This is a genomic window from Ideonella sp., assembly GCF_036277275.1.
In the GTDB taxonomy this organism is placed as follows: Bacteria; Pseudomonadota; Gammaproteobacteria; order Burkholderiales; family Burkholderiaceae_C; genus Ideonella.
Map to the genome: position 1 here is coordinate 23,073 of NZ_DASUNH010000107.1, position 11,496 is coordinate 34,568.

10 protein-coding genes and 1 pseudogene are annotated in these 11,496 nt (G+C 69.4%); 6 read left to right on the forward strand and 5 right to left on the reverse strand.

Annotated elements, in window-relative coordinates; genetic code table 11:
* Positions 1–381 precede the first annotated feature (381 nt).
* Both VFY73_RS18485 and VFY73_RS18490 read left to right on the forward strand, forming a co-directional pair.
* Positions 382–726, forward strand: a pseudogene (locus VFY73_RS18485) (FKBP-type peptidyl-prolyl cis-trans isomerase); the annotation flags it as partial.
* A gap of 27 nt (positions 727–753) precedes the next feature.
* Positions 754–1,083 carry an FKBP-type peptidyl-prolyl cis-trans isomerase gene (locus VFY73_RS18490; protein ID WP_329721482.1) on the forward strand — a complete coding sequence of 110 codons (330 nt, stop codon included), beginning with the start codon at positions 754–756 and terminating at the stop codon, positions 1,081–1,083.
* Positions 1,084–1,199: 116 nt separating this feature from the next.
* On the opposite strand, the gene VFY73_RS18495 is transcribed toward VFY73_RS18490, so the two are convergent.
* From VFY73_RS18495 to nhaD, 3 genes are all read right to left on the reverse strand, one after another.
* Positions 1,200–2,372, reverse strand: a complete 1,173-nt coding sequence (locus tag VFY73_RS18495) for a pseudouridine synthase (RefSeq protein ID WP_329721464.1) — start codon at positions 2,370–2,372, stop codon at positions 1,200–1,202.
* A gap of 4 nt (positions 2,373–2,376) precedes the next feature.
* Positions 2,377–4,263: a DNA mismatch repair endonuclease MutL gene (gene mutL, locus VFY73_RS18500; RefSeq protein ID WP_329721466.1), complete on the reverse strand. Its 1,887-nt coding sequence runs from the start codon at positions 4,261–4,263 to the stop codon at positions 2,377–2,379.
* Positions 4,264–4,347: 84 nt separating this feature from the next.
* Positions 4,348–5,628 carry a sodium:proton antiporter NhaD gene (gene nhaD / locus VFY73_RS18505; RefSeq protein ID WP_329721468.1) on the reverse strand — a complete coding sequence of 427 codons (1,281 nt, stop codon included), beginning with the start codon at positions 5,626–5,628 and terminating at the stop codon, positions 4,348–4,350.
* A 167-nt stretch (positions 5,629–5,795) separates the two neighbouring features.
* On the opposite strand from nhaD, the gene VFY73_RS18510 reads away from it, so the two are divergent.
* Together VFY73_RS18510 and VFY73_RS18515 are read left to right on the forward strand one after the other, a co-directional pair.
* The gene (locus VFY73_RS18510; protein ID WP_329721470.1) at positions 5,796–6,461 is read left to right on the forward strand and encodes a VTT domain-containing protein; all 666 of its coding nucleotides are present in this window, start codon (positions 5,796–5,798) and stop codon (positions 6,459–6,461) included.
* Positions 6,458–8,335, forward strand: coding sequence for a chorismate-binding protein (locus VFY73_RS18515; protein ID WP_329721472.1), 1,878 nt, complete (start codon positions 6,458–6,460; stop codon positions 8,333–8,335). Before VFY73_RS18510 ends, VFY73_RS18515 begins: the two co-directional genes overlap by 4 nt.
* A gap of 21 nt (positions 8,336–8,356) precedes the next feature.
* Here VFY73_RS18515 and VFY73_RS18520 read toward each other — a convergent pair whose 3' ends face one another.
* Together VFY73_RS18520 and tsaE are read right to left on the reverse strand one after the other, a co-directional pair.
* The gene (locus tag VFY73_RS18520) at positions 8,357–9,691 is read right to left on the reverse strand and encodes an N-acetylmuramoyl-L-alanine amidase (RefSeq protein ID WP_329721474.1); all 1,335 of its coding nucleotides are present in this window, start codon (positions 9,689–9,691) and stop codon (positions 8,357–8,359) included.
* A complete protein-coding gene (gene tsaE, locus VFY73_RS18525; RefSeq protein ID WP_329721476.1) occupies positions 9,691–10,212 on the reverse strand; it encodes a tRNA (adenosine(37)-N6)-threonylcarbamoyltransferase complex ATPase subunit type 1 TsaE in 522 nt (173 codons plus the stop codon). The genes VFY73_RS18520 and tsaE overlap by 1 nt, the downstream gene beginning before the upstream one ends.
* Between tsaE and queG the strand changes: the two genes are divergently transcribed.
* Positions 10,204–11,304, forward strand: a complete 1,101-nt coding sequence (gene queG, locus VFY73_RS18530; protein WP_329721478.1) for a tRNA epoxyqueuosine(34) reductase QueG — start codon at positions 10,204–10,206, stop codon at positions 11,302–11,304. The genes tsaE and queG overlap by 9 nt on opposite strands.
* A partial coding sequence (locus VFY73_RS18535; RefSeq protein WP_329721480.1) for a site-specific integrase occupies positions 11,301–11,496 on the forward strand: 196 nt, incomplete at its 3' end. The genes queG and VFY73_RS18535, both read left to right, overlap by 4 nt.

The window sequence follows — 11,496 nt, forward strand, 5'->3', positions numbered from 1 at the left end:
TCCACTGCCACGAGCGCTGCGCGTTGATGCGCATCAATCGCCGATCGGATGAGCGGCGGCGTAGGTCGAACGTCAGCAGTACCTTCGGGCCCGGTCAGTCGCGCGGCAATCTCCCGAGCTGGTCGTTGACTGGCAGGTGGCCTTGGCCGTGGCTACCGCGTCGAGGATCGACCGACAGGACGTGTTGCGCACCTGCCGCTCGCCTTGGCGGGTCGAACGGGTCGGGTAACCCACTCGAGATTCAGCAGAGCCTGCCGTCATTTGGAGCCAGCACGGATGGCCCATGTGTCACTTGAAGCCGCCAGGAGGGCCCAGCGGTGGCATGATCCCCGCCTTCGCCGCGGGAAAGGCCGCGGCGCCATCGACCACGAAAGGATCCCCATGAGCACCCCCAGCGGCCTGCAGATCGACGACCGCGTCACCGGCAGTGGCGACACCGCCAAGGCTGGCCAGACGGTCACCGTGCACTACACCGGCTGGCTGCACGACCCGCAGGCGGCCGATGGCCGCGGCCGCAAGTTCGATTCCAGCAAGGACCGCGGCGAGCCGTTCGAGTTCGCGCTCGGCGCCGGCCAGGTGATCCGCGGTTGGGACGAAGGCGTGCAGGGGATGCAGGTCGGTGGCACGCGCGTGCTGACGATCCCGGCCGAGCTGGGCTACGGCGCGCGTGGCGCCGGCGGCGTGATCCCGCCGAACGCGACACTGGTGTTCGAGGTCGAGCTGCTGCCGACGCCCGAGCGGCCCCAGCTGCAGATGGACGACGTGGTGGTCGGCAGCGGTGAGATCGCCAAGGAAGGCGACAGCGTCACCGTGCACTACACCGGCTGGCTCTTCGACGCCTCGGCGCCGAACAACCGTGGCCGCAAGTTCGATTCCAGCAAGGATCGCAACGATCCGTTCGAATTCGACCTCGGCGCCGGCATGGTGATCCGCGGTTGGGACGAGGGCGTGCAGGGCATGCAGGTCGGCGGCACCCGCGTGCTGACGATCCCGCCGCACCTGGGCTATGGCGCGCGGGGTGCCGGGGGCGTGATCCCGCCGAACGCGACGCTGGTGTTCGAGGTCGAACTGCTCGGGACCTGATAGTTCCGGGCGCGCGAAGCGCCGCCCGCATCAAGTGGCGTGCGCGGATCCGGCTATGCCGGTCCGCTGCGCGAGCCCCCTCGGGGGGCAGCCCCGGGAGGGGCGTGGGGGCCTCATCAAAACCTTTCGTGCGGGCCCAGGTAGCGCCACTGGCCGACGGGCAGCTTGCCGAGTACCACGCTGCCAATGCGCACGCGCTTCAGGCCGACGACCTTCAGGCCGACCAGTTCGCACATGCGGCGGATCTGGCGCTTGCGGCCCTCGCGCAGCACGAAGCGCAGCTGGTCTTCGTTGGCCCAGCTGACCTTGGCGGGCTTCAGTTGCTTGTCGTCGAGCATCAGGCCGTACTGCAGGCGCTTCAGGTCGGCCTCGGGCAGCGTGCCTTCGCCCAGGTACTCCACACGCACCAGGTATTCCTTCTCGACGTCGGAGTCTTCGCCGATCAGGTGCTTGGCGATGCGGCCGTCCTGCGTCAGCACCAGCAGGCCGGTGGAGTCGATGTCCAGCCGGCCGGCCGGGGCCAGGTGGCGGCCGTGGCCGGGGTGGAAGGGGCGCTTGTGCGGGTCGTCCGGCCAGTGGTTGGCGCCGGTGACCAGCACGCTGGCCGGCTCATAGCCATCTTCGGCCTGGCCCGACACGTAGCCGATCGGCTTGTTCAGCAGGATCGTGACGCGTTGCGCCTGCTGGTTGTGCGCCAGCGGGTCGACCTCGATCTTGGCGTTGGGCAGCACGCGCTGGCCCAGCACGGCCATCTGGCCATCGACCTTGACCCAGCCGGCGGCGATCCAGTCGTCGGCTTCGCGGCGCGAGGCGAGGCCTCGGTCGCCCAGCAGCTTGGACAGGCGGATGCCTTCGGCGTCCGACGTGCGCGGGGTCGGTGGGCGCGGTGCGGGCCTGACCTGCGGCGGCGGTGCTTCGTCGCGGGCGACGCGGCGCGGGCCGCCGGGCTGGGCCGCCGCCGGAGGCCGGGGCGGATTCGGTCGTGACGCGCCGGGGGCGGGGGGGCGCGGTGGGTTCGGGCGAGAGGCACCAGTTGCAGGCGGCCGCGGCGGGTTCGGGTGGTACCCGCCTGGCGCGGGAGGCCGCGGCGGGCGTCCGGATGATGGCGAGGGGCCATACCCCGGCTTGGACGACGGCTGGTAGCGCACCGGCACGCTGGATGTGGCAGGCGCGGGTGCCGACGGTGCCGCCGGGGCAGGGCTGCCAGCAGCCGCGGGCGCGGCCGGCGTGGCGGCGCGGGTGGCACGCTTGGGCGTGCGCTGGATGTTGCGGTCGGAGTTGATGGTCATCGTGTCAGCGTCCGCGCAGGAAGAGCGCGTCCAGTTCCTTCATCGTGACCTGGCGCCAGGTAGGCCGGCCGTGGTTGCATTGGTCGGCGCGCTCGGTGGCTTCCATCTGGCGCAGCAGCCCGTTCATTTCTTCGATCGTCAGCCGGCGGTTGGCACGAACAGCACCATGGCAGGCCATCGTCGCGAGGATTTCGTCCTGCGCGCGCTCGATCATGCGCCCGGCGTCGGCCTCGGCCAAATCGGCCAGTTCCCGCAGCACCGAGCGGGCCAGTGTGACAGGGTCGGCGTCGGGCAGGGCGGCCGGGCGCGCACGCACCGCCAGCGTGGTCGGGCCCAGCGGCGAGATGTCCAGCCCCAGCGCGGCCAGGTCGGTCGCCCGTGCCTCGGCCACCGCCACCTCTTCCTGCGTCGCGGCAAAGGTGCTGGGGATCAGCAGCGGCTGCGCGGCCAGCGGCGCCTGCCGCGCGGCGGCTTTGAGGCGCTCGTAGACGATGCGCTCGTGGGCCGCATGCATGTCGACCACGATCAAGCCTTGGGCGTTCTCGGCCAGCACGTAGACGCCGGAGAGCTGCGCCAACGCGCGGCCGAGCGGCCAGTCGTTGGCTTCGGCCGGTGCCTGCGGCTCGGCGCTGCGGGCGGCTTCGGCGAACGGTGTTGCACTGCCTGCAATGGGCGCTGTAGCTGGCACTGACCACGGGGCCGGCGCCTCGCGGGCGTACAAGGTGCCCAGGTCGGCCAGGCTCAGCCGCTGCTGCTGTGCGCCCCAGGGCAGGCCGCTGGGTGGCTGCGCGGGGGTGACTGGCCGCGCCTGTGTCACTGGCTGTGGCGAGACGATGGCTTCGACGGCACGCCCCATCGGGCTGCCGCCGGTCGCGGCCAGCACGCCCTCGACGGCGCGCCGCACGGCGCTGTAGACCTCGCCCGATTCGCGAAAGCGCACCTCGATCTTGGTCGGGTGCACGTTCACGTCGACGCGCGTCGGCTCGATGTCGATGAACAGCACGTACGCCGGCTGGCGCTGGCCGTGCAGCACGTCTTCGTAGGCGCTGCGCAGCGCATGGGCCACCAGCTTGTCGCGCACATAGCGGCCGTTGACGTAGGCGTACTGGTGATCGGGCCGGGCGCGCGAGGCCTCGGGCAGCCCGGCGCGGCCGAGGATGCGCATCGGGCCGGCCGCGTGCTCGACCGCGCGGCTGTCGGCCACGAACTCAGGCCCCAGCACATCGGCCATGCGCTGCTCGTGCGTCGCGCGGCGCCATTGCTCGACCAGCTTGCCTTCGTGCCAGATCGCGAAGCCGACGTCCGGCCGGGCCAGCGCGTGGCGGCGCACCGCTTCGGTCGCATGGGCCAGCTCGGTGGCTTCGCTTTTCAGGAACTTGCGGCGCGCCGGCGTGCTGAAGAACAGCTCACGCACCTCGATGCTGGTGCCCACGGCGCGGGCTGCGGGCTGCAGCTCGCCACTGCGCGCGTCCAGGCGTTGCGCGTGCGGGGCATCGGTCGTGCGGCTGACGATGGCCAGCTCCGACACCGAGGCGATCGCGGCCAGCGCCTCGCCGCGAAAACCCATCGTCGCGACGCCTTCCAGCTCGGCCAGCGAGCGGATCTTGCTGGTCGCGTGACGCTTGATCGCCAGCGGCAGCTCTTCGGCCGGGATGCCGCCGCCATCGTCTTCGACCACGATCGCGCGGATGCCGCCTGCGATCAGCTTGACGGTGATCTGCGTCGCGCCGGCGTCCAGCGCGTTGTCGACCAGCTCACGCACGACCGACGCCGGGCGCTCGACGACCTCGCCGGCGGCAATCTGGCTCACCAGCTCGTCGGGCAGCTCGCGGATCGGGCGCCGCGCGAGTGTGGCCTCGGGGGCGGCGGTGTCGGTGGCCAAGTCTGTCATGGTGGGATTGTAGGAAGCCTCACGCCGGCCCCGCTCGCAGCGCGGGCTGTTTGCGGGCCTTGGCGGGACTCTGGCGGCACCTGGTCAGCGGGCCAACCCCTGCAGCAGGTAGGTGGCTGCGCCGCCAAGGTAGCCCAGCAGCGCCAGCAGGCTGATGTTTCTCACGTACCAGCCGAACTCGATCCGCTCCAGCCCCATGGCGGCCACGCCCGCCGCCGACCCGATGACCAGGATCGAGCCCCCGGTGCCCGCGCAGTAGGCCAGGAACTGCCAAAGAAAGTGATCGGTGGGGTAGGTCGCCAGGTCGTACATGCCCATCGTTGCAGCGACCAGCGGCACGTTGTCGACGACCGCACTGGCGATGCCGATGATGAGCACGATCAGGTCCTGCCTGCCGACGGCATGGTCCAGCCAGGTGGCCAGGGACTTCAGCACATGCGTGTGCTCCAGCGTGGCAACCGCCAGCAGGATGCCGACGAAGAACATGATCGAAGCCATGTCGATCCTGCTCAACGCGTGCGCCAGTGTCAGCCGTTGCCTGTCGCGATCGTCCGTGCCGCGGTGCAGGATGTCGCCGACCAGCCAGAGCAGGCCGAGGCCGAACAGGATGCCCATGAAGGGCGGCAAGTGGGTCACCGTCTTGAAGACCGGCACCGCCAACAGAATCGCCAGGCCCAGCACGAACATGATGCCGCCTCCATGGACCCGATGCGGCCCGACGCAGGCGTCGAGTTCTGGCTGCGGGATGGCAGCCGTGCGGCCGCGCACCATGAACGCGGCGATCGACAGCGGCAGCGCGAGGCAGACCATCGACGGCAGCAACAGCGACGTGACGACGGCCTGGCCGGTGACTTGACCGCCGATCCACAGCATCGTCGTCGTGACATCGCCGATCGGCGACCAGGCGCCACCCGCGTTGGCCGCGATGATCACGACGCCGGCGAACAGCAGGCGGTCGTCGCGGCGATCGATCAGCTTGCGCAGCAGCGACACCATCACGATGGTGGTGGTGAGGTTGTCGAGGATCGCGCTGAGGACGAAGGTGACGACACCGATGAGCACCATCAGCGTCGGCAGGCGAGACGTCTTGATCCGGCTGGTGACCACTTCGAAGCCGTGGTGCGCATCGACGACTTCGACGATCGTCATCGCGCCCATCAGGAAGAACACGATCTGAGCCGTGGCGATCAGCGATTCGCCGAGTTGCTCACCCAGCGCGTGGGCGTCGGCCGCGCCGAGGGCGTAGACCGTCCACATCGCACCGGCACCAATCAGCGCTGACGCGGATTTACTGATCTTCAGCGGGTGCTCCAGCGCGATCGCCGCGTAGGACAGCACGAAAAGGATGACAAGGGTGGTCAGCATGGCAAACGCGGCACGAGACGCCGCATGGTCGTTGGTGGTCCGCAAGGCGGCCCGACCGTTGCACATGCCTGCCGGCGCTTGATCGCAGCGCCGGCACCCTGCGCAGATTGTAGGCAGTCACCGGGGCATTCCGGGCGGGGTGCGCCAGCTGGGGATAATCCCCTTCCATGGAGCTTCTTGCCTTTTTGGTCGACCTCGTCGTCCACGTCGACCAGCATCTGGCGGCATTCGTCACCCAGTACGGCGTCTGGGTCTACGCCTTGCTGTTCGCGATCATCTTCGTCGAGACCGGTGTGGTCGTGATGCCGTTCCTGCCTGGCGACTCGCTGCTGTTCGTGGTGGGCGCGTTGTGCGGTGTCGGCCTGATGGACCTGACCACCTCGCTGGCGCTGATGTTCACCGCCGCGGTGGCCGGCAACCAGAGCAACTACACGATCGGCAAGCACGTCGGCCCGAAGGTCTTCCAGTGGGAGAACTCGCGCTGGTTCAACAAGCAGGCCTTCCTGAAGGCGCACGACTTCTACGAGCGCTACGGTGGCGTCACGCTGGTGGTCGCCCGATTCATGCCCTTCCTGCGCACCTTCGCGCCCTTCGTGGCCGGCGTGGCGCTGATGACACGGCGCCGGTTCACCTTCTTCGACATCACCGGTGGTGCGCTTTGGGTCGGCAGCATCACGCTGGCCGGCTACTTTTTCGGCAACGTGCCGTGGGTCAAGCAGAACCTCGAAAAGATCATCTGGGCGATGATCCTGATCCCCGGCCTGTTGATCCTTGCCGGTGCCTGGCGAGGGCGCCGCAAGCAGGCGGGCGCCAGTGCCCGGCCCGCGGCGTGAGCGTCGCAGCGACCCACGTTTACGCGCTGTTGGACGATCTCGGGTCGTATGACGGCGCCGAGGTTTCGCCGGCCCGCAGCCGTTGCTACCACGGCTTCGTGCGCGAGCATCGCGCGGCCACTGCCGCCGAGTTGGATGTGACCTGGGCGGCCGTCGAGGCAGACCAACGCGCCGGCCTGCATGCGGTGCTGCTGGCCGACTACGAATGGGGCGTGGCGCTGCAAGGCGTCGCATCGGCGGGCGGTGCAGGTGGCGCGGGTGCCGTGGGCGGCCTGCGGGTGCTGATGTTCCAGCAGCTCGATCTGCTGACTCCGGACAAAGCAGACGCGTGGTTGGTCGCGCGGGATCGGAACGAAGCCGAGCCGACGGTGGCCGGTTTGATGGGGCTCACGCCGTCGATTGGCGATGTCGACTTCGACGCTGCGATTTCGCGCATCCACCAGGCCATCGAGGCCGGCGAGACCTACCAGGTCAATTACACATACCGCCTGAACGGCCAGGCCTACGGCTCGCCGGTGGCGCTGTACCGGCGGTTGCGGGCGCGCCAGCCGGTGGGTTACGGCGCGCTGATCTCGCTGCCGCCGCTGGCGGGCTTCGCGCGACACGTGCTATCGCTGTCGCCCGAGCTGTTCCTGCGGCACCAGGCGGGCACGCTGACGGCACGGCCGATGAAAGGCACAGCGCCGCGGCATTCGGCCGATCCGGTGGCCGACGCGGCGCAGGCCGCGTGGCTGCGCGCTGACGAGAAAAACCGGGCCGAGAACCTGATGATCGTCGACCTGTTGCGCAACGACCTGGGCCGCGTGGCCGAACTGGGCTCGGTGCAGGTGCCGGCGCTGTTCGCGGTCGAGCCCTATGCGACGGTCTGGCAGATGACCTCGACCGTACAGGCGCACTTGCGCCCCGGCATTGGCATGCCAGGCCTGTTGCGCGCGGCCTTCCCGTGCGGTTCGATCACCGGCGCGCCCAAGCACCACACGATGGGGCTGATCCGTGCGCTGGAGACGACGCGGCGTGGGCTGTACTGCGGGGCGATCGGATGGGTCGATGCGCCCGATGGCGCGAGCGTTGGCGATTTCTGCCTGTCGGTCGCGATCCGCACGTTGACATTGGGCGAGAGCCGCGACGGCCTGGCACCGCTGCAACTGGGTGTCGGCGCCGGCATCGTGCTGGACAGCGAAGCGGCCAGTGAGCGCGCGGAGTGCCGGCTGAAGGCCCGCTTCCTCACCGGCCTGGACCCCGGCTTCGCGCTGATCGAAACCATGCGCTATGCGCCTGGCGCCGGCGTGCCGTTGTGGCCGCAGCACATGGCGCGGCTGGCCGCCAGTGCCGCGCAGCTGGGCTTCCCGTTCGATGAAACAGCGCTGCGCACCGGCTTCGAAACGCTTCGGCCGTCGCTGGCACCCTCGGGTGATTCGCGCGTACGCCTGGCCTTGCGCCACGATGGCAGCGCCGACTGGCGCCACGCACCGCTTGCGCCGCTGCCCGAAGGCCCGGTCTTGCTGTGCTGGGCCGACGAGACGCTGCCGCTCGGCCGGCCGCTGGCCGTGCACAAGACCAGCGACCGGATGGTCTACGACCGCGGGGTGCAGGCGGCGATGGCGGCCGATGCCTTCGACAGCCTGTTCCTGCGCGAAGACGGTGTGTTGCTCGAGGGAGGGCGCAGCAGCGTCTTCGCCCTGGTCGATGGCCGCTGGCTGACGCCGCCGTTGGCTGATGGCGTGCTGCCCGGCGTGATGCGCGGGCAGCTGCTGGCCGATCCGAACTGGGACGCGGCCGAGCGCCGGTTGACGCGCGAAGATGTCGAGCAGGCCGAGGCACTGGTCGTGTGCAACGCGTTGCGTGGCGTGCTGCGTGCCGCGCTGGCGACCTGAGCGCCTGAGCGGCCGCTGTTTTCAGGTCGCCCGGTTGCGCGACAGCGGCGGGTTCTTCGCGAAGTAACGCTCGATGCCGCTGAACAGCGCCTGCACCAGGCGCTGCTGATAGTCGGGGTCGCGCAGCTTGTCTTCTTCGTCCGGGTTCGAGATGAACGCCGTCTCGACCAGGATGGACGGGATGTCGGGCGCCTTCAGCACCGCGAAGCCGGCCTGCTCGACCTTGGGCTTGTGCAGCCGGCCGACCGAGCCAATGCGGCTCAGCACTTCGTTGCCGACGCGCAGGCTGTCCTTGATCTGCGCGGTGGTGCTCATGTCCAGCAATGCGCGCAGCACCTGCTTGTCCTTGGTGGCGGCGTTGACGCCGCCGACCACGTCGGCCGCGTTTTCCTTCTGTGCCATCCAGCGGGCCGCCGTGCTGGTGGCGCCGCCCTGGCTCAGCGCGAAGACACTCGCACCGCGGGCTTCGGGGGTGAAGAAGGCATCGGCGTGGATCGACACGAACAGGTCGGCCTGCACCCGCCGCGCCTTGGCGACTCGATCTTTCAGTGGCACGAAGAAATCCGCGTCGCGCGTCAGCATCGCGCGCATGCCGGGCTTGGTGTTGAGCTTGTCGCGCAGTTGCAGCGCGACCTGCAGCACGACGTCTTTTTCCTTCAAGCCGGTGGGGCCGATGGCGCCAGGGTCTTCGCCACCATGGCCGGGGTCGATCGCGACCACGATCAGGCGGTTGATGCGGTCTTTTTGCGCGGCGGTCGGCGGCGGGGGCGCGGCCGGGGGGCGGGGCGTCGGCGCCGTGCCGGATGTGTTGGCGTTCGACTGCGCCAGCGGCTTGTCGACACGGCCAATGAATTCGCCCAGTGCGTCCTGCACCTCCTGGGCGGCTTCGCGCTCGGCGGTGTCCTTGTCGCGAATCAGGCTCAGCAGCGGGTCGGGCTCTTCGGTCGGGTAGAGGTCGAACACGAGCCGGTGTTGGTAGGCGGCCACCGGCGTCAGCGCAAACTGCTGCGGCTTGACCGCCTGCTTCAGGTCGATGACCAAGCGCACGACGCGCGGCTGGTTCTGCCCCACGCGCACGCTCGAGATGTAAGGGTCGTCGGAGCGCACCTTGCCGACCAGCTCGCGCAGCGCCGGGCTCAGCTCGAGGTGCTCGATGTCGACCACCAGCCGCGGCGGGTTGTCGGCAACGAAGTGGTTGGCGATCAGCGACTGGTCCGACTCGATCGTCACGCGGGTGTACTCGGCCGCAGGCCAGACCCGCACCGCGACAATCGCCGAGCCCCAGGCCAACTGCGCCGGCCCGAAGCTGAGCACGACCGTGCCCAGGCCGCCTGTGAGCAGGTTGCGCCGGCGCATCAGGCCAGCTCCTTTGCTGCCGCGGCCAACAGTTGCTGGCCCGCCTTGCTGAAGGCCTCGGCGCGCACCTCGCGGTGCTCGTCGGCCATGGGTTCGATGGTCAGCACCAGATCGGGCGGCGGCAACTGCGGTGCGGCCCTGCTGGCCCACTCGGCGATCTTCAAACCGGGCGCGGCATAGACCTCGCGAAAGCCCGCATCGGCCCATTCGCGCGGATCGTCGAATCGATAGAAGTCGAAATGCGACACTGCGAGTGATTGGCCGTTGCCCAAAGGCAACGAATACGGCTCAACAACGGCGTAAGTGGGGCTTTTGATGCGACCGGTGGCGCCCAAGGCGCGCAACAAATGGCGCACGAATGTGGTCTTGCCTGCACCCAGCGGGCCATCGAGTTCGAGGCGCGCGTCCTGCAACGCAGGGTGGGTGGTGATCGCGTGGGCCAGCGCAAAGGCGAAGCGTCCACAGGCCGCTTCATCGGGCCAGGGCAGGGACTGGGTTTCTAGAATCGTCGGATGAGTCAAGGTTCAGGAGTCGAGCAGGCAATCGCACGGGTGGCGCGACAACTCGACGGCTGGGCTCACACGCTCGGATTCTCCCAGATCGGTGTGGCCGATGTCGACCTCTCCAGTGCAGAACAGCCGCTGCTGGACTGGTTGGCCGCCGGCTTTCACGGCGAGATGGGCTACATGCAGGCCCATGGGCTGAAGCGTGCGCGCCCCGCCGAGCTGGTGCCAGGCACCGTGCGCGTGATCACCGCGCGCATGGCCTACCTGCCGCTCGGCACGGCCGAAGGCTGGGTCGAACATGAATGGCAGCGGCAAGAACGGCCGGGCGAGGCCATCGTCTCGGTCTATGCCCGGGGGCGCGACTACCACAAGGTGCTGCGCCAGCGCCTGCAAGCGCTCGCCGACCAGATCGCCGAGGCCGTGGGCCCGTTCGGCTACCGCGTGTTCACCGATTCGGCGCCGGTCCTCGAGGTGGAGCTGGCCGCGCGCAGCGGGCTGGGCTGGCGCGGCAAGCACACGCTGGCGCTGTCGCGCGAAGGCGGCTCGATGTTCTTCCTCGGCGAGATCTTCGTCGACCTGGCGCTGCCGTTGACCGAGCCGGTGACGCCCCATTGCGGCAGCTGCGAGGCCTGCATCCAGGCCTGCCCGACGCAGGCGATCCTCACGCCTTATCAGCTCGATGCACGGCGCTGCATCTCGTACCTGACGATCGAGCAGGGCGGGCCGATCCCGGTCGAGTTTCGCCGCGCGATGGGCAACCGCATCTACGGCTGCGACGACTGCCAGCTGGCCTGCCCGTGGAACAAGTACGCGCAACGCAGCACCTTGCCGGACTTCGATGAGCGTGAGCCGCTCGGTGGCGCGCAATTGCTGGAGCTGTGGGCCTGGAACGAAGCTGAGTTCCTGCGTCGCACCGAGGGCGGCGCGATCCGCCGCATCGGCCACGAGCGCTGGCGCCGCAATCTGGCAGTGGCGCTGGGCAATGCGCTCGCCGCAGGGGCGGTCGATGCAGCGGCGATGAAGGCGGCGCTGGTGGCCGAGCGCGAGGCGAGCTCACCGTTGGTCCGTGAGCACATCGACTGGGCACTGGCCCAGGCGGCGCCATGAGCGGCGCCACCGCGCCGAAGAAGCCCCGCCTCGGACGCCCGAAGGCGGCGGCCAAGCCGGTCGCGACCGACCCGCTGATCGATGCCTTCGTCTCGGCGCTGTGGGTCGAAGACGGTCTGGCCGCCAACACGCTGGCCGCGTACCGGCGCGACCTGAGCCTGTTCGCCCAGTGGCTGGCCACGACCGATGGCG